Raw genomic sequence first — 19708 nt, 5'->3', positions numbered from 1 at the left:
CGGCGCGCGCCGCCGAGCGTGCCGGGGCGGTGGCGGCCCGGCTGGCCGCGGCCGGGGCGCCCTGCCAGGTGGTCACCGGCGGCGGCAGCGGCAGCGTCGAATTCGATCTGGCCAGCGGCGTCTTCACCGAGATCCAGCCCGGTTCGTATGTGTTCATGGACGGCGACTACGGCAGCAACGAGGGCGTCGCCGCCAGCGGACTCGACGGCGGAATGGACAGCGGCAGCGCCGCCGAGGCGCTGCGTTTCGAGCACAGCCTGTTTATCGCGACGACGGTGATGAGCACCGCGGCGCATGGCCAGGTCGTAGTGGACGCGGGATTGAAGTCGATGGCGGTCGATTCGGGGCTGCCGTGGATATGGGAACGCGACTCCGGGGAGCGCGCCGGCGGCCAGTTCGGCGGCGGCAGGCGCAGCACGCGGCTGGCCTATGTCGCCGCCAATGACGAACACGGCATCGTGCGGCCGGTACCCGGCGCCGGCGGCGAGATGCCGGCGCTGCCGCAGCTGGGCGAACCGCTGTGGCTGGTGCCTGGCCATTGCGACCCGACGCTGAATCTGTACGACACGCTGGTCGGCGTGCGCGACGGCAAGGTCGAGTCGCTGTGGCCGATCTCCGCGCGCGGTCTTAGCCGCTAGCGTCGGGCCGGGCAGGCCGCACAGCGGTGGCCGGCCGCACGGCGCGCGCAAGGAGGAGCATCATGATCGATCGCAGCACGGCCGCCATCGGCTCGCCCTCCGCTCGGCGCCGCAAGACGTTGGCCGCCGCGGCCCGCCTCGCCTGCTGGACCCTGCTGGCATCGGCCATGCCGGCCAGCGTGTCCAGCGCCCTTGCGCAACCGATCGCCACCCTGCCCGTCTCGGCGCTCGCTCGGCCCAATGTGGTCGTGTTGCTGCGCCATGCCACCGCGCCGGGCGTCGGCGACCCGCCCGGCTTCGACCTGCGGTCCTGTCCGACGCAGCGCAATCTCGATGCGAGCGGGCGCGCCCAGGCCCAGCGTCTGGGCGCGGCCTGGCGCGCGGCAGGCTTTCGTCCCAGTGCCGTCTGGACCAGCGCCTGGTGCCGTTGCCAGGACACCGCGCGGCTGATGGACCTCGGTCCCGTCACCGTGCTGCCGCTGCTGAATTCCTTCTTTGGCGACGCCGGCGCCCGCACCGAGCAGACCGCCGCGCTGTCGCGCTTCATCGATCGGCTCGATCCGCGCGGCGGGCCGTATCTGATGGTGACCCATCAGGTCAACATCACGGCGCTGACCGGACAAGGGGCCGACAGCGGCGGCGGCGTCGTGTTCGAGCTGTCGCCGGACGGACGGCCGCGGCGCCTGTATCGGCTGCCCGCCGGCTGAGCCCGCCTTACAACGTCGACCCGTGCTGATGGCGGTATTCCTGCGTGCGGCCGCCATAGCCGTACGCCGCCGCACGGGCGTCGATCACGTGGATATACGAGCAGTCGTGCACATCGCCGATCAGCTCGGACAGCGCATGGTGCACCGCTTCGAGGTAGCGCGCCTTCTCCGCCTTGGTATTGGTCTCGTCGGTGACGCTGATATCGAGATGGAAGGCGTTGCGTCCGAGCGCGGACAGCGGCTTGCCGTCGATGAACCAGGCGTCGTGCGGCACGTACTGGACCGCCACGGCCATCACCTCGGGCTTCTTGCCAAGCACGGTACGGGTCAGTTCGGCCACGGTGGCGGCGGCCTTCGCGGTCAGCGCGGCGTTGGGTTGGCCGGAAATCTGCAATTGAAGGTGAGGCATCGCGGTTTCCTCTTCGAATGGTCGGTGCATCGGATGGAAGGTGGCACGGGCCCGCTTCGCTTCCGTTTCGCAATGCCGACCCGCCACTGACTCGATCGTAGTGCCCGCCTTTCCATCGGAAAAGCGGGAAGATGCGATACCATCCATCGGTATCTCCGAAACCAGAAGCGAACGAGGAGCGGGACATGCGAGGCTTCGATCTCGAACAATTGCGTACCTTCGTCGCGGTCGCCGACAGCGGCAGCCTGTCGGCCGCGGCGCCGCGGCTGTTCCTGTCGCAGTCGTCGGTCAGCGAGCAGCTGCGCAAGCTCGAGGAGCGCGCCGGCGTGCCGCTGCTGCTGCGCGGCCGCCGCGGCGTGCAGCCGACCCCGGCCGGCGAACGGCTGCTCGGCCATGCCCGCCGCATGCTCGATCTGGACGCGCTGGCGATGCAGGACATCCGCGGCGAGACGCTGGCCGGCGAGCTGCGGCTCGCCATCACCGACTACTACCGCACCGCCGAGATCGCCGGCATGCTGCGCCGCCTGCGCGAGCGGCATCCGCAACTGCGGCTGCACGTGACCGTGATGAAGAGCGCGGCGATCGACGCCAGCGTCGACGACGACGCCTTCGATATCGGCCTGACGATGCGCGTGGTCGGCGCGCGCGGCGGCACCGGCGAGCGGCCGCGCGCCGGCTGGCGGCCGTTACGGCGCGAGCCGCTGGCCTGGGTCGGCGCGCGCGGCGACACGGAAGGCATCGCCGTGCCGCTGCCGCTGGTGCTGCTGCCCGACACCTGCTCGCTGCACCAGTACGTGGTACGGATGCTGAAGCGCGCCCGCGTGCCCTACCGGGTCTCGCACTCCGCGTCCGGCGTGGCGGGATTGCAGATGGCGCTGGCGGCAGGACTCGGCATCTCGTGCCTGAACCGATCGGCCATTCCGGCCGGCGTGGCCGCGCTCGATCCGTCGACGGCCTCGTCGCTGCGCCTGCCCGCGCTGCCCGAAGTCGAGTTCTGCCTGCTGCCGCCGCGCCGCGGCGAAGCGCCGGTGGTCCAGGCCGCGCGCGAGGTGCTGGCCGAGCAGCTGGGCTGATCGACGGCCACATCGCCCGGCCCGATGGGCTCGACAAGGTCGATGACAGTCCCGTGTCGTCACAAAGGCACTGTCATATTGCGCGAGTAGACTCGCAACATCGTTCCGTCATACGGACCGGCGCCATCGCCGCCCCGGCCGCTTCCTTTCCGCCCAGCCGACCCGATGCCCCTTCCCGCCTCCGACAGTTTCGCCGAGCTCGATCTGCTGCGCGCGCTGCTGGAAGTGGGCGCCGATCATTTCGATATCGACGTGGTATGCGAGGCCAGCAGCCATGGCCGGCGCTTTCCGGTGTATCTGGCCGGCATCGGCTCGCGCGCCCCCCGCGCGCCGGCGATCGGGCTGTTCGGCGGCATCCACGGCCTCGAACGGATCGGCACGCAACTGCTGCTCGACTATATGCGGGCGCTGCTCAAGCGCCTCGAATGGGACGAGTTGCTGCACCTGCAATTGCGCCAGGTCCGTCTGCTGTTCATGCCGATCGTCAATCCGGCCGGCATGTGGGCCGGCCGGCGCGCCAATCCGAACGGCGTCGACCTGATGCGCAATGCGCCGCAGGATGCCGAGGGGCGCGTGCCCTTCCTCGCCGGCGGCCAGCGCATCGGCCCGTGGCTGCCGTGGTACCGCGGCAGGGCCGGCACGCCGATGGAGGCCGAGAGCACCGCGCTGCTGCGCGTGGTGCAGGCGCAATTGCTGACGCGGCCGCTGAGCTTCGCCGTCGATTGCCATTCCGGCTACGGCTGGCGCGACAGCATCTGGTTTCCCTACGCCAGGACGCAGGCCGCGATGCCGCACCTGCCGGAGATGTACGTGCTGAAGACGCTGTTCGAGCAGGCCCATCCGCACCACGGCTACGCCTTCGAGCCGCAGAGCCACCAGTACCTGGTGCATGGCGACCTGTGGGACTACGCCTATGACCGCACGCCGGCGCCGCACATCTTCCTGCCGATGACGCTCGAACTGGGCTCGTGGCTGTGGATCAAGAAGAATCCCCGGCAGCTGTTCTCGCGCGACGGCTTCTTCAATCCGGTCAAGGCGCATCGCACGGCGCGCGTGCTGCGCCGCCATGTCAGCCTGTTCGATTTCCTCGCGCGCGCCGCCTTCGCGCCGACGCGCTGGCTGCCGACCGGCGCCGCGCGGCAGGCGATCTGGCGCGAGGCCAGCGAACACTGGCGTGCCCCCGCCGACAGGCCGGCACGATGAGCGACTGGATCCTGCTGCGCGGCCTGACGCGCGAGGCGCGCCATTGGGGCCGACTGCCGGCTGCGTTGCGGCGCCGCGGCGCGCTGGGCGACGACGACCGGCTGACGATGCTCGACCTGCCGGGCAACGGCAAGCAGGCCGGCCGGCGCTCGCCGGCGGCGGTGGACGACATCGTGTCCGAGCTGCGCGCCGAGGCGGCACGGGCCGGCCTGCGTCCGCCGTACCGGCTGCTGGCGATGTCGCTGGGCGGCATGGTCGCGACCGCGTGGGCGCAGCGGCATGCCGACGAGATCGAACGGCTGGTGCTGATCAACACCAGCATGCGGCCGTTCGGCGCGCCGCATCAGCGGATGCGCCCTGGCGCGTGGCCGGCGGTGCTTGGCCTGATGCGATCGTGGCACGACGGTGCCCGCTGCGAGGCCATCATCCATCGGCTGACCTGCGCCCGTACCGATACGCTGGAAGCCGACCTGGCGCGCTGGGCCGCGATCCGCGCCGACGCACCGGTCAGCCGCGCCAACGCGTTGCGCCAGTTGCTGGCGGCGGCCCGCTTCCAGGCCGGCACGGCGCCGCCGCGCTGCGCCACGCTGCTGCTGTCCTCGGCGGCCGACCGGCTGGTATCTCCGGCCTGCTCGGCGCGGCTGGCGGCGGCATGGTCGGTCCCGCACCGGATCCATCCGTGGGCGGGACACGACCTGCCGCATGACGATCCGGAATGGGTGGCGCGCGAGGTCGCCGGCTGGATCGCGTCGCCTACGGCGCGAAGCGGGTGAACACGTAGTCGCGGTCCTTGACGCGGGCCGCATGGCAGGCGAAGCAGGTCTGATGCTGGGCCGCGTCCACCGCCACGCCGCCGACGAAGCGGCCGAAGCCCCAGCCTCCGGTCGATGCATACCGGCGCGAGTCCTTGACCATCACCTGTACCGTGGTCGGCTGTCCCGGTATCGTCGCCGGTTCGAAGTCGGGCGATGGCTTTCGCTTGTAGGCCAGCTTGACCAGCACGGCCCCGTCGGGAAAGCGCTTCGCGGATCGTTCGATGGCCTCGACCGCTTCCGGATTGCCGAGCACCACGCGCAGTTCATCGAGCGGAGCCGCCTCCTCGGCCGGCGCGATCAGCTGCCATTTTCGGTAGCCCGGTGGAATCGTCACGCCGTAGATCGGCGATGCCGACGGCCTGGCGCTCTGCGGCTCGGTGGACGGCTGCTGTGCCGGCTGTTGCCTGGGCACCGTTTCGCTTGCGCCGTGGACCGGTGGCTGCGCCCCTGCATGCTGGCCGAGGGCGGCGCAGGCCAGCAGCGCGAGGCCGCCGAACGCCGCTGCAATTGGGAGTCGTTGCATGCGCGTCTCCCGGCTCAAAGCTTCACCACTTCCAGCACCGCGTCGGCGAACGCGCGCGGCGCTTCCTGCGGCAGGTTGTGGCCGATGCCGCCACCGATGTCCCGATGCCGATACTTGCCGGTGAACATGCCGGCGTACGCGGCGGGCTTCGGATGCGGCGCCCCGTTCGCGTCGCCTTCCATCGTGATGGTCGGCACCGAGATCTTCGGGGCGGCCGCCAGGCGCTTCTCCAGCGCATCGAAGTGCGGCTCGCCCTGGGCCAGGCCGAGGCGCCAGCGGTAGTTGTGGATCACGATGGCGACGTGATCGGGGTTGTCGAACGACTGCGCCGACCGCCGGTACGTGGCGTCATCGAACTTCCACTGCGGCGACGCCAGCTGCCAGATCAGCCGGTTGAAGCTGTCGAGATTGGCCGCATAGCCGGCGGCCCCGCGTTCGGTGGCGAAGTAGAACTGATACCACCATTGCAGCTCGGCCTGCGGCGGCAAGGGCTTGCGGTTGGCTTCCTGGCTGCCGATCAGATAGCCGCTGACCGACACCAGCCCCAGGCAGCGCTCCGGCCACAGCGCGGCGACGATATCGGCGGTGCGGGCGCCCCAGTCGAAGCCGGCGATGATGGCCTTGTCGATCTTCAGCGCGTCCATCAGCGCGATGACGTCGACCGCGAGCGCGGCCTGCTGGCCGTTGCGCGGCGTTTCGGCCGACAGGAAGCGGGTCGAGCCATAGCCGCGCAGGTAAGGCACGATCACGCGATAGCCGGCCTTGGCGAGCACCGGCGCGACGTCGACGAAGCTGTAGATGTCGTAGGGCCAGCCGTGCAGCAGGATCGCGACCGGGCCGTTGGCCGGACCGACCTCGGCATAGCCGACGTTCAGCGTACCGGCGTCGATCTGCCGGATCGTGCCAAACGAAGCGCTGCCGGGCGATTGGCCGGCAACGGCGGCGGCTTGCCGTGCCGGCCCTGCCTGGGCCACGCTGCCCAGGCCCAGTTCCAGCAGGCCGATACCGGCCAGCGCCGTGGTCGAGCCGAGCAGGCGGCGGCGTTGTGCGTTCACGGTGTTTGACATGGTCGTTTCTCCAAATAGGTCGGTGAGAAACGCCAGTAGACCGTTGCGCCGTATCGCCGCCGTGTCGGAAACCGGTCCGGCGCGCATCGCCGTGTATCGCCCCGCTGCGCCGATACACGCCGATACAAACCGGCGGCTGGACAGAGGAATCGTCAGACGGCTCCGAGGCTAGCCGAGCGCGGTGCCATCGCGCGGCATCGCGCCGGCGGGTCCCGCTTCCCGTGTCACCTCGGCATCGACCAGCCCGATGCGGCGCCATATCAGCTGCGCCTGCTCGCGTACCGCGGACTGCCGCACCCGCACGCCGGCGATTCCCGCCATGGCATCGCGCAGGGCTCGATTGCCGGTCTCGTACAGCGCCTCGCGGATGTCCAGCAGCTTGCGGCACGTACCCCAGGCACTCAGACCGGCCCGCAGCAGCGCGTCGCCGAGGCGATGCAGTTGCGGCTCGGTCAGGCGAGCGCCGCCCCGCGCCAGCAGCTCGTCCAGACGCGCCGCGATGTCGGCGGGAAACGCCTCCCTTTCGCGCTGCCGCGCCACCGTGCGCAGGTTGTGAACCAGCGAATCGACCGCGGCATCGAGCCGCTCGGCGTCGCAGCCGGGATCGAGCAGCAGCGCCATCAGCGTCCTCGCGGCGAGCGGCATCGCGCCGTGGCTGCGTGCCTTGCCGCCGGCACCCGGCGCCCCTTGGGCGGCCTCGTCCGGCTCGGCGCCATCGGACGGACTCGACCCCGGCGCCTGCCACGCGATGCCCAGCTGCCCGCGGAGCAGAGCCAGCGCCGTCTCTCGCTGCTGCAGGCGCAATGCGTCGGCATGCTCGGCCATCGCCGCCCCGGTCAGCCTTCCGGCCTCCAAGGCCTCACACAACGCTGCCGCAGCGTCGACCCATTGCGCCGCCAGCGCCTGTGTGGCCGCCGGATCGCCATCGGCCATCGCGAAGCGGCACAGCGCCTCGACCGAGCGTCGGAACCTGTCGAACATATTGGCGGCATGGCAGCCGCCGGCGACGAACTCGCGATCGCGCGGGTGCCGGCTGACCCAGTCGTCGCGCAAACGGGCCAGGTCGAGGACGCCCTTGCCATCGCGGACCTTGACCAGCGCGCGGTGCAGCTGCGTCAGCACGTGTCGGACGCCGCCCGGTGGAACGAGCCCGTCCGGCTCGAACGCACGCAATGCTTCGCTGGCCTTTGCCTCGATCATGCCTTTCGCCGTGATCGTCTCCGTATCGTCCGCCGCAGGGCCGTTGCCAGGGGCCCGGCACCAGTCCACCATCGCCTGCAGCGTGTCCCTGGAGCAGCCGCGGCAGAACGCCTCGAGCGCATCGGGCGCCAGGGGCGCCAGGCTTTCGACGATCGACCTTGCGGTATCGCGGTCCGACAACGGCGGCGGCGTGGGAACGTAGGTGATCCGAGGCGACTGGCGGGTGCGGGCCCGCTCCATGCGCGGGCCGCGCCAGAAGAACAACGTGCGGACAAGCCGGGACCAGAGGCTGGCGCGGGGGCTTTCGGTATCCCGCGCAATGCGCGCGGATGAAGCTGCTGCGGGCCGCGGCTTGTGCCTGACGCCGAGGCACTGGCCGATGTATCTGAACACGACTGGCAACAACATCCGATCTCCCACAGACAATCAGTAAAAAAAGCTCTGCACGCGGCATCGTTCGATGCGCGTCCTTTCCGCTTGTGCTGCTATTGGTTTGAATTCGGGCCTGGGCTCAGGCTCGGACCCGATCGAGCTGCAACGCAGTACCGGCGTCCGACACGGGGTCGATTGCAAAAAGTTGCCGGAACAGATCGTTCGCCGTGGCGACCTCGGCCGCTTGTCCGGAAGCCGGCGACGCAGCGGCTTTACGCTTCGTCGCGGACTGCGCTTGCGTGGACATCCGCATGGTCAGCAACGCGGCCAGACCGTCGTAGGCCGCGATCCAGTCGCGCAGCAGCCGACGCTGGGCCGCAAGCGCGCTGGCGCCGCGGGAAGTGCCCTCGTCCTGCGGCGGGTTGTCCTGCGGCGGGTTTGCCCGTGCGGCGCGATCGACCATGGTCCGCAAGGCGAGCAGCGCGGGCGTCGTGATCCAACGATGCAGGCTGGCAATGTCGCCCGGCTTCCACGCCGAGAGCCGCGTCGACAGCGCGTCCTGCAGCAGGCCCTCCCGCGCCGCCTCCGAAGCCTGCCGGGCCGAAGCGCCGCCCGCCGGCGGCGCGCTGTCCGCGAGCTTGCGTGCACTGGCGCCGAGCGCCGCCAGTTCCGCCAGAAGGACCGCATCGTCGGCGTGCCGGCGCGCATCGGCCGCACAGTGCCTGGCATGCAGGCAAAGCCTGCCCAGCGTGTTCGCGGCCACGTTCGACAGCGTACTGCCCGCGTGCAGCACCGGTGTCAGTTCCGGGCCGAGCCCAGGGCACTGGCGCAGGGCGGTCCGCTGCGCCGGGCTCAGGCCATGACCGCCGTCGCGCGCCAGCCGGCATATTGCCGCGCGCAGTGCGGGCGGAAAGGGATCGGCTGCCGACGCCGGCCCGCAGGTGCGGGCCAGCCCATGCAGATGCGCCAGCAAGCGGTCGACCTGATGGACCGCGGCCTGACGGTCCGGCAGCCGGTCGCTGTTGATCATCGCAACAAGGTCCCATGGAGGGCCGCCGACGATCGCGCGCAGCGCGGCGTCGGCCCGTTCCCGTATCGCCGCATGCTCGCGGCCGCAGGGCGTGGCCTCCAGCGCGCCGATCAGTGCTTCCACGGCGTGCTGCAGCATGGGGACGTCTGTGTCTGCCGATGCCCCGCTGCGCAGGCGATCGCGCAGCGCATGCGCCTGCGCGATGGCGCTGCTGCCCCATTCCGAAGCGGCAAGCGGGCTCGACGAAGCCAGCGGACCGGCGGGCTTGCCCTCGGCCAGCAGCGCGTCGAGCAGCGCAATGGCCGCGGCGCGATCGCTGGGCAGGCCCGTGGCAACACGTTCGGCCAGCGGCACGCCGGTGCGCCGGCGCAGCAAGCTCAGCGCGGCGTCGACATGGCTGGCGGGATCAGGGGCATCGAGCGGGATGCGGGACAGCACGGGTTCGGCTGCAAGGGGCGGCTGGAGCAGCGCCAGCGCCGCGCATGGATGCATCGGATCCAGGGCGGGCTCGGCGTGCCGGCCATCAACATGGGATTGCCCGCGGAATGTCCCGCCGGATTGCGCCCGTTCGGAACCAGACAACGGCTGACCGGGCGGACGGCCGACGGAGGGAATGGAAGAGGGAAACACGATGGCAGTCGCCTCGACGGTCGAGCGGAAAGGCGCAATGTAGCGCTCCCGTGCGAGGCCGCTGTCGAAGCTGATCCGACGCTGTAGAAATTCGCCGACGTGCTGCGATCCGTGTTTCAGAATCTATACGGGCAGCCATGGCGCGCCAAATCGCGGCGCGTATCGGTGCCGCCTCGCACAGCCGCTGGGCCCTATCGTTGGGCCCTATCGCTGCGCCGTCGCGAGCCGCAGCGCCAGGCCGGCGAAGACAGTGCCGGCGAACCAGTTCAACGCCCGTCGCGCCCGCGCCGAGCGCAGCAGCAAGGTGCCGAACAAACCCGAGAACCACGCGATCGCGCCGAATACCAGCAGCGTCGCGAGCATGAAGACCGCGCCGAGCACCGCGATCTGCATCGCGATCGGTCCTTGCGCCGGCGACACGAACTGCGGCAGGAAAGCAAGAAAGAAGATCGCGACCTTGGGATTGGTGACGTTCATCACCACACCGCGGCGATACATCTGCCAGCCGTCGCCCGCCCGCTCGCCCTGCTGCATCGGCGCATCGACCGGCGCGCGGAACGCCTGCCACGCCAACCATGCCAGGTACAGCGCGCCGCAGACCTTCAGCACGGTGAAGGCGGTGGCCGACGCCGCGAACAGCGTCGCCAGTCCGAGCGCGACGGCGGCCGTATGGAACAGCAGGCCGGTGCACAGGCCCAGCACCACCGTCAAACCGGCGCGCGGGCCGCGCATGGCCGACTGCAGCAGCACGAAGACGTTGTCGGGCCCGGGCGCGAGGCCAAGCAGCACCGCAATGCCGAAGAAGGCGATCAGCGTATCGAGCGTGGGCATCTTGTCTCCTTGAGGCTGGCAGCCCTGGAGGGCCGGCGGCGCAGTCAGACCAGCGGGCGCGATGGATCGGCGTTACCAGCGTTGGCGGCGTTGGCGGCGTTGGCGGCGTTGGCGGTGCTGTCCCCGGGCCTTGGCGCGCTCGCCTGGCCCCCGGCCATCACCAGCCGGTTGCGGCCGCCGCGTTTGGCCGCATAGAGCGCGACATCGGCTGCCGCCACCAGTTCCTCGATCAGCGGTGAGTCCGGAACGCGCGTCACCGCGCCGACGCTGATGCTGAGGAACGGATGGGACGGATCGGCGCCGGCGTGCGGCATCTGCAGCGACCGCACCGCCTGCAGCATGCGCATGCCGATGGCGCGGGTACGCTCGGCGTCCGCCTGGTGCAGCACCACGGCGAATTCCTCGCCACCGACACGCGCACAGAAGCTGGCGCCCTCGTCCAGCGTCTGCGCCAGCGTGGCACCGATCGCACGCAGACATTCGTCGCCGCGCAGGTGGCCGTAGATGTCGTTGTACTGCTTGAAGAAGTCGACGTCGATCAGCATCAGCCCAAGCGGCGTGCCGCGCTCCTGCGCGGCAGCCAGCAGCACACCGGCCTCGCGCTGGAAGAAGCGCCGGTTGAACAGGCCGGTCAGCGGGTCGCGATACAGATCGCCTTCGATGCGCAGCAGCTTGTCGACGGTCTCGTTGAGCCGCACCGCCAGATTGGAGTTCTCTTCCACCAGCGCATGCTCGCGCGTGCGAAACGCGCTGACGTCGCGCACGAAGACGATGCGGCCGATGACCCGATCGTCCAGATTGCGCACCGGCTCGACCGTCAGCTCGTAGTCGGGGACGCCGGCCACATAGGGCCGGGTCGCCATCCATGAAGCGGGCGCCGGGTCGCCGCGCCGAAGTCCCGGCAACATGCGCTGCGCGGTGCGGTTCAGATCGGCGATCCGGTCGCGATCGTCAACGATCACGCAGCCTTCGCGCAGCGCATCGAACACGCGCAGCCGCGCATAGTGGCCGACATCCCCCAGATGCGGCCGCAGCGCGCACAGCCAGACCAGCAGCGCCATCACCGAGAACGTTGCGGGCGTCAGGTCGCCGCCGAGCGCAGTCGTCCAGCCGCGCAGATAGGCGACGTTGGCAACTACCGGCAACAGCAGCCCGCCGATCAGCAGCGCCCTGCCCCCGCCCGACAGCTTGCCGCGCGGACGCGCCATCACGAGGAAATACAGGCTCGCCGACAGCAGGCCGTAACCATAGGCGGCCAGCGCCCAATAGGCTGGGCCGTGCGAGAACACGGCGCGCGTATGCAGGCCCACGCCGCCGAACCACTGGACCTGAGGCCAGACCAGGCCATGGCGTTCGTTGGTCAGCACCAGCACCATGCCGGCGACACTGACCGTCAGCGCCAGCGTCAGCCAGCCGCGGCCGACCACAAGATCGGGACGCGTCAGCCGCACGACCGACAGCAGCCACCCCACCGGCACCATCAGGATGCCCGGATACTGCAGCTTGGCCCAGAGGATGCGTTCGGCCACGTTCGGCGCCTGGATTTCCAGCATGCGCCCGGCGCACCAGATGCCGGCGCCGATCGCCAGCAGCAGGAACGCCCGCACGGTCGGATCGTCGCGCCGCGGCCAAGCGGCGATCGCGATCGCGGCGCACACCAGCAATGCGCCGGCCATCAGCAGAATCAGCAGGGAGATCGCCATCGGGCAGGATTGCAGCATGCCGCGCCCGAGCGGGCAACCGCTGCTGCACAGGGGTGGGTGTCGGCGCCTGCCGGGTAGCAAGCCGGAGGCGGCACCGGGCGGCCGGTCACGATCGACCGGCGCCGGTCATGGAGGCCGGCGTGCGGCGTCGCCGCGCTCAACCGGCCGCGGCTTCGGCCGCCTGCGCCGTGGCCGATGCGGACGTGCCTGCCGGCTTGCCAACCGCGGCCAGCAGCATCTGCGCCGCGGCCTCCCAGCGCTCGGGCGAGCGGAACAGCCGCGCCGAGATCAGGCCGCTCTGCAGCGCGCCGAAGATCACCATGGCGAGCTCGGAAGCCGGAATCGGCTGGGCCGGCGCGCCTTCGGCGCGGGCCTGTTCGATCATGCCGGTCAGCAGGCGCTCGTGCAGCAAGAAGAAGTCCCTCAGCACCGCATGGACCGCCTCGGGCAGGCACTCGGTTTCGGTCGCCAGCATGCCGCACATGCAGATCTGGTCCGGATCGAGCTTGCGGCGCCAGCCGTTCAGATAGAGCTCGGCGCGCTCGAGCGGGCTCAGCGCCGGGTCGATATGGCTCAGTTCCTCGGCGATCCGGGCCGTGTATTGCTTGGTCGCTTCCAGCGCCAAGTCTTCCTTGCACGGGAAGTAATAGTGGATGCTGGACGTCTTGACGCCGACCAGGTCGGCCAGGTCGCGGTAGCTGAAACCATTGAAACCGCGCCGGCGGATCAAGGCGAAGGTATGGTCGAGCAGTTGCTCGCGGACGGATTGCGCTTTCATGACGCCACTTTATCTACCAACAGATAGGTTAGCAATGAGGGATAGCCCCGGATTGCCGGCATGTCTGCCGTGCTGGCGTCATGCAAGATGCGAGCCCATGCCCGCCTTCACGCGGGCAACACCTGCGCGATCGCCGTGACGAGCCAACCACTTGCCCCACAGAGCAACAGCCAGCCGGACACAATCAGAACACTGTCGCGAATTCCCATGATCGACTCCTGAAAACAAGCCGGGCCGCGGTACGGGCGGCCCGACCACGATGATGGCCGCGGGCTCGGTGCCCGCCGCGGACTCAGGCGCGGGCGCCGTCGGTGTAGGCATCGACGCTGCGAGCGCCGTCGGTGTACGCGTCGAAGCGGCGCGACGGCGAGGCCGAGACGCCAGTGCGATCCAGGCCGGCGCTGCGGAAGCTGTCGGTGAACGGATCCGTCTTGCCGCCGCGGGCGCCTTCGGTGAACGGGTCGAACTTGCCGGCCCGCGCGCCCTCGCTGTAGACGTCGAACTTGCCGGCCCGCGCGCCCTCGCTGTAGACATCGAACTTGCCAGTGCGGGCGCCCTCGCTGTACGGATCGAACTTGCCGGTACGCAGTTCGTAGCCGTAGCGATCAGCCGGCACGCTGCCCGTGGGCGCGGCGGCTGCCTGCCCCGCAATGGCTGCGGCGGCCACGGTGGCGATGGCGATCACGGTCTTGGCGAACTTGGCTTGCATGGTGTTTCTCCTGGCTTCGGTGGACCGGGGGTTGTCGTTCAGAGTCCCGCGTCAGTCCTGGCAACGGTGGCACCGGCGCTTTCGCGACATAGATTATCTACTCATAGATAGATAGTCCATGTCAAAAAAATAGCCTCGGCGGCTCGTAATGCTGGTGGGACCTGCAGTTCGTCGAATTCGAATTTTCTTCGGGGCTTCAACGGACTGCGCCTTCCATGCGTTGCATGTTATCTACCGATAGATAGATAGTCAAGGAAAATATGGTGGCGCCCCCGCGCAATCGCGCAACGTAGAGCGCCACGTGAAGCCAAGCTCATCAATTTGGGTGCCTGACCGCGGCACACCGGACAATCTACCCTGCTCCGCCGCCATTCGGCAATCGGTCGTGGCGCGCGGTTGTGGGCGATCCGCTACGGATGCGGTCCGCCGCACATGGCCGACGTGCATTGGCGTCTATATTGGATCGCATGGCCTGAGAGGTTTTTCGACCACAAGGATCATCGAATCCAGTACGGGAGGTACACCGCCATGCGTTCGCTTGCATCACTGTTCATTGCGCCCAGCCCGGAAAAGATCGCCGCCAAGGAGTTGCAGGACATGCGGCTTGCGCTGTTCCAGGCCGAACGGCGGCTGCTGGAGGCGCAGATGCAGGTCGACTACTACCGCGACATGGTGGGCTTCCTGGAAGAGGTCGCCACCGCCGGAGTGGAACAGGTCGTCGACAAACGCCGCGCCAGCGAGGCCGCGGCGGCCGAGCAGGCCGAGGCTGCGGCCTCGCACACCACGCCGGTGCCGTCGCAGACTGCCACGCAGCCTTCGCGCATCGCGCCTGGATTGACCACCGTGCCGATCGTGCCGTCCGCGGCCTGATCGATTGCTGTCGGCGGCGCGCCCCGCGGCGGGCACGCGCCGCTTCTGTGCGATACTGCGCAGCCGCGCTGCCTGGCGCCGTTGCATTCGCAAAGTGCGGATGCCGGCGTTTCCCTGAGGGCACCGCACGCCATCCCCTGTCGATGCCGTCCAGTCCCTCCCCAGCGCGCCGTTGACCCTCGCGCCCTGCCATGACCGAAGCCTTCCACGCCGCCCCATCCGCCGCCGATGCCCCCATCGAAATCGAAACAGCACCGGAGCCACGCTTTGCCGTGATCTGGATGCACGGCCTGGGCGCCGACGGCGGCGATTTCGTACCGGTGGTGCCCGAACTGGGCCTGCCTGCCGGCGCGGCGGTGCGCTTCGTCTTTCCGCACGCGCCGCTGATTCCGGTGACCTGCAACGGCGGCTATATCATGCGCGCCTGGTACGACATCGTGTCGCTCAGCGACGCGCGGCGCCACGCGGACGAGAGCGGCATTCGCGCGTCGCGCGAGACGATCCGCGCGCTGATCGCACGCGAGAACGCGCGCGGCATCCCGAGTTCGCGGATCGTGCTGGCGGGGTTCTCGCAGGGCGGCGCGATGGCCTATCTGGCCGGACTGACCCATCCGGAGCCGCTGGCCGGCATCATCGCGCTGTCGGCCTATCTGGCCTCGCCCGCGCTGCTGGACGCCGAGGCGGCGCCGGCCAACGCCGCCACGCCGGTCTTCGCCGCGCACGGGGCACAGGATGACGTCGTACCGCTGGCGCTGGGCACGCAGGCGCGCGACCTGTTGCAGCAACGCGGTTATCCGCTGACGTGGCAAACCTATCCGATGCCTCATTCGGTCTGCCTCGAGGAGATCGCCGACATCGGCGTCTGGCTTGGCCAGCGGCTGGCGGCGGCCGGCGCCGGTTCCGCGGCTTGATACCGCTGCCGCTGCCGCTGCCGCTGCCATTGCCGTTGCCCGCTCGCATCGACTGACCGCGCCAATTTCCGTTCGTCGGGCACACCACCGCCCGTGCCAATCCGATTCGTTTTCCGATGTCCGCGACTCCCCCCGCTCCCCTGCTCGATTTCGATACCCGCAAGGCGCTGCTGTTCGCGTTGGCCGCCGAACGCCTGTCCGCCTATTACGAGCATGGCAAATGGATGACCGACGCGCAGGGCGCGACGCTGGCCGGGCAATGGTTGTCGCGTTCGCGGCTGCAATTGGCGTTGAGCGAGCGCCGGCTGCTGTCGGAGCTGAGCGATCAGCTGGCACGCCAGCTCGCCGAGACGCTGTCGCGCTCCGCGGGGCTGTACGCCGCGCATGAAATGATGGAAGCGCTGGACCCGAACTATCAGTCGGCTTTCGCGCACGACATGCTCGACGAATGCGAGCGGCTGCTGCGCGAGAACGGCGTGCAGGACTGAGCCGCCCCGCTGTACCCCGCCGATTCAACCGAGCAGCTTGCGCAGCGCCTCGTAGGCGGTGGCCAGATGGTATGGCGTGGTCGACGGCATCTCGTCGCGCAGCACCGCACCGTCGGGACCGATGCATTCGTGCCAGCCGTGTCCATGCAGGAAACGGCCGGGGAAGGCGGCCAGCCACCGGGCCAGTGCCGCGCGGCCTTCGTCGTCGCCACGCAGCGCCAGCGCGCGCGCGTATTCGGTCTGCGCCCAGATGCGCTGGGTCGCATCGATGATGCGTCCGTCGGCGTCGAGCGCCGCGGCAACGCCCTGCGTCAGCGGTGCCACGCCATGGCGATGCGCGAAGGCACAGCCGCGCGTCAGCGACTCGCCCAGTTCGCACGCGCCAAACACCGACGGCGCCATCGCCAGCAGCGAGTACCACTCGAACTGGTGGCCCGGCTCGATGCGGTTGTCGGCGCTGCCCAGCGGCAGTTCGGCGATGCAGCCGTTGGCCGGATCGACAAAGGTGCGCTGGACCTGCCGCGCGATCTCCCGCAACCGCGGCACATACCACTGGTCACCGGTGGCCTCGCAGGCGGCCAGATAGGCCTCGGTCAAATGCATCACCGGGTTCTGCAGCACCGCCTTCCGCTCGACGGTGAAGTCGCGCGCCAGCGCGGCGTGGTACAGGCCGTCCGGCATGCCGAACTTCGTTTCGATCAGCGCGGCGGTATCGTCGAGCACCGCGCGTGCGTCGGCATTGCCGCTGCGGCGCCAGTACGCGGCGCAGGCGAACACGACGAAGGCGTGTGTGTACAGATCCTTGCCGGTATCGAGCGGCGCGCCGTCGGCGTCGATGCTGTAGTACCAGCCACCGTCCGGATCGGCGAACCGCCGGCGCAGCGCGGCGAACAGCGTATCGGCATGCGCGAGGCCGTCCGCCTGCCTCGAAAACACGTAGAGCTGCCGCGCGCAGGCCATCGCCCGATAGCGCCGCACCGGCAGCGGGCTGGCATCGTGCCCCGCCAGCGCCTCGTAGGGCAAGCCGATCGATTCGTGCCAGCCGGGGCCGGTCCACAGCGGCAGCACCGTGGAGTCGTAGTGCGCCAGCAGCGAGGCGACGGCGGCGCCCAGGTCGGCGGATGTGTTCGAAGCGGCGGAGGAGGAAATGCGGCTCATCGAGACAAGGAGGTCGGCGGCGGAGCACGGGCGAGGGCACGCGCAAGCGCAGAAGATACTGTAAATGCCCACGAAACAAAAGCGGCGGACCGGACGGCGCCCCAGGCCGAAATCCCGCGGTCCAACTGCTACGATGAATCAGGTAGCAAGGGGGTATCCGCCATGCCGAACACATCCCTGTCCCTGTCCGACCAGCACCGCACCGTGGTGCTGCACGTGATCGAGCTGCAGCCGCAGGCCTACACCTGGCAGATGGTGCTCGAGGAGCACTGCGGCAGCGCCGACTGCGACTGCATCATCGAAGCGCACGCCGAGTGGCCCACGCAGGCCGAGGCGCAGGCGGCCGGCTGGGCCGAATGCAATCGGCTGCTGAACGGCCCCCGCGTCGCCACGGAGCACTGAGCCGCGGCGCCGGCGCTTGAACGCCGGCCGATATGCACTACCCTGAAGGCGTCGGGCCACCGCCCGACGCGGGTCTTCTGCGCGCTCGCGACCTGGCTTGACGGCACCTTGCCGGCAGGGCGCAGACGCCGTCGGCGTCTCGCTGGACCCGATCCGACCGACTCTCACCACGACGGGAGAACCCCACTCGCCACCGGCGCCACGGCGCACCGGCAAGAGAGGCTGTTCCGCTCGCAGGGAGACCGCCATGGAAAAGCCAGTGATCAGTCCGCGCCGCTTCGTCGAGATGGTGAACGCGCGGCTGCCGAGCCATCCGCTGTATCGGGAAGGCATGCACGTGTACGCGGTACCGCGCCATGCCGAGCATCCGCGCAGCCTGGTCTGCGTGGGCCCCAGGGGCACGGTCGGCGTCTGTACCGCGATCGAGACCATCGTGCGCAACGAATATGATGTCGAACCCGACATTCCGCGCGAGTGGCATCACGACATCCCGCCCTGCGCCCCCAATATCCGCCGCGCCCACCTTCCGGCGCAGGCACGCCAGTCCTGATCGGCGCGCCCTGCCCGGCCCCAACCGTCAGACCTCCGCCGCCTCGGCCGTCTCGCGGGTTTCCCGGGCGGCCCGGCCCGTGCCGGTATCGTCCTCCGGCGTCAGCTGCATGAAGATCCACGCCGACGCCGACGTAATCAGCCCGACGCAGACGAAGGTGGCATGAAACGCCGGCAGCGGTCCGGCCTGCGCATGCTCCTGCAATACGCGGTTGAAGGTCCCCAGCAGGGCGCCGGCGGAGGTCACCGCCAGACTCATCGCCAGCATCTGCACCATCGACAGCAGGCTGTTGCCGCCGCTGGCGCTGGCGCCGCCGAGATCCTTCAGCGTGACCGTATTCATCGCGGTGAACTGGATCGAATTGACGGCGCCGAACAGCGCCAGCTGGCACAGCACCAGCGGCAGCGGCAAGGTCGGCGAAATCAGCCCGAACGAGGCGATCACCAGGCCTACCACGAAGGTATTGGTCACCAGCACGCGGCGATAGCCGTGCCGCTCGATCAGGCGGGTCGCCACGCGCTTGGACAGCATGCCGGCCGCGGTCACGGGCAGCATCATCAGGCCCGCGTACAGCGGCGAGTAGCCAAGGCATACCTGCAGCGTCAGCGGGATCAGGAAGGGCATCGCGCCGTTGCCGATGCGCGCGAACAGATTGCCGAGCAGGCCCACGCTGAAGCTGTGGATGCGGAACAGCGTCAGCGGAAACAGCGGCTGCGTGCGCCGCGCCGCGTGCAGCGCGTAGGCTGTCAGCGCGGCCAGGCTGGCGATCAGCAGCATCAGCACGGTCGCGTGCTCGAAGCCGAAGTCGGCCAGGCCGTCCAGCGCGAAGGAGATCGTCACCATCGCCGTCGCGAGCAAGGCGTAGCCGGCGAGGTCGAAACGGCCGGTCTCGGCCAGACGGCTGTCCGGCATGTAGCGCAGCGTCGCCAGGCCGCCCAGCAGCCCGACCGGCACGTTGATCAGGAAGATCCAGTGCCACGACAGCGCCTGCGTCAGCCAGCCGCCCAGCGTCGGCCCGATCAGCGGACCGATCATGCCCGGAATCGCGACGAAGCTCAGCGCCTGCAGGAACTGTTCGCGCGGAAAGGTCCGCAGCACCGCCAGACGCCCGACCGGCAGCAGCATCGCGCCGCCGACGCCCTGCACGACGCGCGCCGCCACCAGGAACGGCAGGCTCTGCGCATAGGCGCACAGCAGCGAGCCCAGCACGAACAGCGCGATCGCCAGCTGGAAGATCCGGCGCGTGCCGAAGCGGTCGGCCAGCCAGCCCGACGCCGGGATGATCACGGCCATCGTCAGCGAGTACGCGATGATCACCGACTGCATCCGCAGCGGACTCTCGCCGAGGCTGGCCGCCATCGCCGGCAGCGCGGTATTGACGATGGTGCTGTCCAGCGTCTGCATGAAGAAGCCGACCGCGACGACCCACAACATCACCTTGCGCGTGCGGGCTTCACTGTCCTGGGTGGGCGTCATGCGGCTGCAAATCCATGGAGACAAATCAATACAGCACGATACGCCACATCGTTGCGGTACGACAAGGCCGGCAGCCGCCCCCGGGGCGCGTAGGACGCGGACCGATGCCGCCGGCGGTCATCGCTGCCTAGACTGGCCGATGTCCCGACCCAAAGGATGCCAAGG

Annotated in this window: 20 protein-coding genes and 1 pseudogene; 10 read left to right on the top strand and 11 right to left on the bottom strand. The window is 69.5% G+C overall.

All coding sequences use genetic code 11. The annotated features are described in order from the left end of the window. Both F7Q96_RS24865 and F7Q96_RS24860 read left to right on the top strand, forming a co-directional pair. A pseudogene (locus F7Q96_RS24865) lies at positions 1 to 638 on the top strand (hypothetical protein); the annotation flags it as partial. A gap of 62 nt (positions 639 to 700) precedes the next feature. Next, a complete protein-coding gene (locus F7Q96_RS24860) occupies positions 701 to 1345 on the top strand; it encodes a histidine phosphatase family protein (RefSeq protein ID WP_053823683.1) in 645 nt (214 codons plus the stop codon). Positions 1346 to 1352: 7 nt separating this feature from the next. Here F7Q96_RS24860 and F7Q96_RS24855 read toward each other — a convergent pair whose 3' ends face one another. Beyond that, on the bottom strand, positions 1353 to 1754 hold the full coding sequence (locus F7Q96_RS24855) for a tautomerase family protein (RefSeq protein ID WP_053824575.1): 402 nt from the start codon (positions 1752 to 1754) through the stop codon (positions 1353 to 1355). Between the two features lie 185 nt (positions 1755 to 1939). Between F7Q96_RS24855 and F7Q96_RS24850 the strand changes: the two genes are divergently transcribed. The 3 genes from F7Q96_RS24850 (at position 1940) to F7Q96_RS24840 (ending at position 4803) form a co-directional block, all read left to right on the top strand. After that, on the top strand, positions 1940 to 2827 hold the full coding sequence (locus tag F7Q96_RS24850) for a LysR family transcriptional regulator (RefSeq protein WP_053823682.1): 888 nt from the start codon (positions 1940 to 1942) through the stop codon (positions 2825 to 2827). A gap of 165 nt (positions 2828 to 2992) precedes the next feature. Beyond that, the gene (locus tag F7Q96_RS24845) at positions 2993 to 4030 is read left to right on the top strand and encodes a M14 family zinc carboxypeptidase (protein WP_053823681.1); all 1038 of its coding nucleotides are present in this window, start codon (positions 2993 to 2995) and stop codon (positions 4028 to 4030) included. Then, complete coding sequence (locus F7Q96_RS24840) at positions 4027 to 4803, top strand: alpha/beta fold hydrolase (RefSeq protein WP_053823680.1); 777 nt, start codon at positions 4027 to 4029, stop codon at positions 4801 to 4803. The genes F7Q96_RS24845 and F7Q96_RS24840 overlap by 4 nt, the downstream gene beginning before the upstream one ends. Here F7Q96_RS24840 and F7Q96_RS24835 read toward each other — a convergent pair. The 8 genes from F7Q96_RS24835 to F7Q96_RS24800 form a co-directional block, all read right to left on the bottom strand. Beyond that, entirely contained in the window at positions 4784 to 5368 is a 585-nt protein-coding gene (locus F7Q96_RS24835) for a cytochrome P460 family protein (RefSeq protein ID WP_144425935.1), read from the bottom strand. The two genes, F7Q96_RS24840 and F7Q96_RS24835, sit on opposite strands and share 20 nt — an antisense overlap. 14 nt (positions 5369 to 5382) lie before the next feature. Next, a complete protein-coding gene (locus F7Q96_RS24830; protein WP_151023470.1) occupies positions 5383 to 6435 on the bottom strand; it encodes an alpha/beta fold hydrolase in 1053 nt (350 codons plus the stop codon). Between the two features lie 168 nt (positions 6436 to 6603). Then, entirely contained in the window at positions 6604 to 7875 is a 1272-nt protein-coding gene (locus tag F7Q96_RS24825; protein ID WP_144425934.1) for a hypothetical protein, read from the bottom strand. 271 nt (positions 7876 to 8146) lie between these two features. Next, the gene (locus F7Q96_RS24820) at positions 8147 to 9529 is read right to left on the bottom strand and encodes a hypothetical protein (RefSeq protein WP_053823678.1); all 1383 of its coding nucleotides are present in this window, start codon (positions 9527 to 9529) and stop codon (positions 8147 to 8149) included. A 342-nt stretch (positions 9530 to 9871) separates the two neighbouring features. Further along, positions 9872 to 10498, bottom strand: a complete 627-nt coding sequence (locus F7Q96_RS24815) for a LysE family translocator (protein WP_053823677.1) — start codon at positions 10496 to 10498, stop codon at positions 9872 to 9874. A gap of 44 nt (positions 10499 to 10542) precedes the next feature. Further along, the gene (locus F7Q96_RS24810) at positions 10543 to 12201 is read right to left on the bottom strand and encodes a histidine kinase N-terminal 7TM domain-containing protein (protein ID WP_053824573.1); all 1659 of its coding nucleotides are present in this window, start codon (positions 12199 to 12201) and stop codon (positions 10543 to 10545) included. 157 nt (positions 12202 to 12358) lie between these two features. Beyond that, positions 12359 to 12979, bottom strand: a complete 621-nt coding sequence (locus F7Q96_RS24805) for a TetR/AcrR family transcriptional regulator (RefSeq protein ID WP_053823676.1) — start codon at positions 12977 to 12979, stop codon at positions 12359 to 12361. A gap of 292 nt (positions 12980 to 13271) precedes the next feature. After that, a complete protein-coding gene (locus tag F7Q96_RS24800) occupies positions 13272 to 13688 on the bottom strand; it encodes a hypothetical protein (protein WP_053823675.1) in 417 nt (138 codons plus the stop codon). A gap of 528 nt (positions 13689 to 14216) precedes the next feature. Between F7Q96_RS24800 and F7Q96_RS24795 the strand changes: the two genes are divergently transcribed. The 3 genes from F7Q96_RS24795 to F7Q96_RS24785 all read left to right on the top strand — a co-directional run bounded on the left by F7Q96_RS24795 (position 14217) and on the right by F7Q96_RS24785 (position 15957). After that, positions 14217 to 14558, top strand: coding sequence for a hypothetical protein (locus F7Q96_RS24795; RefSeq protein ID WP_053823674.1), 342 nt, complete (start codon positions 14217 to 14219; stop codon positions 14556 to 14558). A gap of 191 nt (positions 14559 to 14749) precedes the next feature. Then, a complete protein-coding gene (locus F7Q96_RS24790) occupies positions 14750 to 15469 on the top strand; it encodes an alpha/beta hydrolase (protein WP_053823673.1) in 720 nt (239 codons plus the stop codon). Positions 15470 to 15585: 116 nt separating this feature from the next. Next, positions 15586 to 15957, top strand: a complete 372-nt coding sequence (locus tag F7Q96_RS24785) for a hypothetical protein (RefSeq protein WP_151023469.1) — start codon at positions 15586 to 15588, stop codon at positions 15955 to 15957. Between the two features lie 24 nt (positions 15958 to 15981). Here the strand turns inward: F7Q96_RS24785 and F7Q96_RS24780 are convergent, their stop codons facing one another. Next, positions 15982 to 17115 carry an AGE family epimerase/isomerase gene (locus tag F7Q96_RS24780; protein ID WP_053823672.1) on the bottom strand — a complete coding sequence of 378 codons (1134 nt, stop codon included), beginning with the start codon at positions 17113 to 17115 and terminating at the stop codon, positions 15982 to 15984. A 162-nt stretch (positions 17116 to 17277) separates the two neighbouring features. Here F7Q96_RS24780 and F7Q96_RS24775 point away from each other — a divergent pair, with 162 nt between their 5' ends. Both F7Q96_RS24775 and F7Q96_RS24770 read left to right on the top strand, forming a co-directional pair. Beyond that, the gene (locus tag F7Q96_RS24775; RefSeq protein ID WP_006577695.1) at positions 17278 to 17517 is read left to right on the top strand and encodes a hypothetical protein; all 240 of its coding nucleotides are present in this window, start codon (positions 17278 to 17280) and stop codon (positions 17515 to 17517) included. Positions 17518 to 17764: 247 nt separating this feature from the next. After that, on the top strand, positions 17765 to 18067 hold the full coding sequence (locus F7Q96_RS24770) for a hypothetical protein (RefSeq protein WP_006577694.1): 303 nt from the start codon (positions 17765 to 17767) through the stop codon (positions 18065 to 18067). A 27-nt stretch (positions 18068 to 18094) separates the two neighbouring features. On the opposite strand, the gene mdtD is transcribed toward F7Q96_RS24770, so the two are convergent. Next, positions 18095 to 19543 carry a multidrug transporter subunit MdtD gene (gene mdtD / locus F7Q96_RS24765; protein ID WP_053823671.1) on the bottom strand — a complete coding sequence of 483 codons (1449 nt, stop codon included), beginning with the start codon at positions 19541 to 19543 and terminating at the stop codon, positions 18095 to 18097. Positions 19544 to 19708: the final 165 nt, after the last annotated feature.

This window comes from Cupriavidus gilardii (assembly GCF_008801915.1).
Lineage (GTDB): Bacteria > Pseudomonadota > Gammaproteobacteria > Burkholderiales > Burkholderiaceae > Cupriavidus > Cupriavidus gilardii.
Note: the sequence above shows the minus strand (reverse complement) of the source record. Positions and strands in the feature narration are given on the sequence as shown.

Coding starts and splice junctions, on each gene's coding strand:
- F7Q96_RS24860 (WP_053823683.1), top strand. CDS start 701: ATGATCGATCGCAGCACGGCCGCCATCGGCTCGCCCTCCGCTCGGCGC.
- F7Q96_RS24855 (WP_053824575.1), bottom strand. CDS start 1,754: ATGCCTCACCTTCAATTGCAGATTTCCGGCCAACCCAACGCCGCGCTG.
- F7Q96_RS24825 (WP_144425934.1), bottom strand. CDS start 7,875: ATGGAGCGGGCCCGCACCCGCCAGTCGCCTCGGATCACCTACGTTCCC.
- F7Q96_RS24780 (WP_053823672.1), bottom strand. CDS start 17,115: ATGAGCCGCATTTCCTCCTCCGCCGCTTCGAACACATCCGCCGACCTG.
- F7Q96_RS24795 (WP_053823674.1), top strand. CDS start 14,217: ATGCGTTCGCTTGCATCACTGTTCATTGCGCCCAGCCCGGAAAAGATC.
- F7Q96_RS24810 (WP_053824573.1), bottom strand. CDS start 12,201: ATGGCGATCTCCCTGCTGATTCTGCTGATGGCCGGCGCATTGCTGGTG.
- F7Q96_RS24820 (WP_053823678.1), bottom strand. CDS start 9,529: ATGCATCCATGCGCGGCGCTGGCGCTGCTCCAGCCGCCCCTTGCAGCC.
- F7Q96_RS24815 (WP_053823677.1), bottom strand. CDS start 10,498: ATGCCCACGCTCGATACGCTGATCGCCTTCTTCGGCATTGCGGTGCTG.
- F7Q96_RS24775 (WP_006577695.1), top strand. CDS start 17,278: ATGCCGAACACATCCCTGTCCCTGTCCGACCAGCACCGCACCGTGGTG.
- F7Q96_RS24830 (WP_151023470.1), bottom strand. CDS start 6,435: ATGTCAAACACCGTGAACGCACAACGCCGCCGCCTGCTCGGCTCGACC.
- F7Q96_RS24790 (WP_053823673.1), top strand. CDS start 14,750: ATGACCGAAGCCTTCCACGCCGCCCCATCCGCCGCCGATGCCCCCATC.
- F7Q96_RS24770 (WP_006577694.1), top strand. CDS start 17,765: ATGGAAAAGCCAGTGATCAGTCCGCGCCGCTTCGTCGAGATGGTGAAC.
- F7Q96_RS24840 (WP_053823680.1), top strand. CDS start 4,027: ATGAGCGACTGGATCCTGCTGCGCGGCCTGACGCGCGAGGCGCGCCAT.
- F7Q96_RS24845 (WP_053823681.1), top strand. CDS start 2,993: ATGCCCCTTCCCGCCTCCGACAGTTTCGCCGAGCTCGATCTGCTGCGC.
- mdtD (WP_053823671.1), bottom strand. CDS start 19,543: ATGACGCCCACCCAGGACAGTGAAGCCCGCACGCGCAAGGTGATGTTG.
- F7Q96_RS24785 (WP_151023469.1), top strand. CDS start 15,586: ATGTCCGCGACTCCCCCCGCTCCCCTGCTCGATTTCGATACCCGCAAG.
- F7Q96_RS24800 (WP_053823675.1), bottom strand. CDS start 13,688: ATGCAAGCCAAGTTCGCCAAGACCGTGATCGCCATCGCCACCGTGGCC.
- F7Q96_RS24805 (WP_053823676.1), bottom strand. CDS start 12,979: ATGAAAGCGCAATCCGTCCGCGAGCAACTGCTCGACCATACCTTCGCC.
- F7Q96_RS24835 (WP_144425935.1), bottom strand. CDS start 5,368: ATGCAACGACTCCCAATTGCAGCGGCGTTCGGCGGCCTCGCGCTGCTG.
- F7Q96_RS24850 (WP_053823682.1), top strand. CDS start 1,940: ATGCGAGGCTTCGATCTCGAACAATTGCGTACCTTCGTCGCGGTCGCC.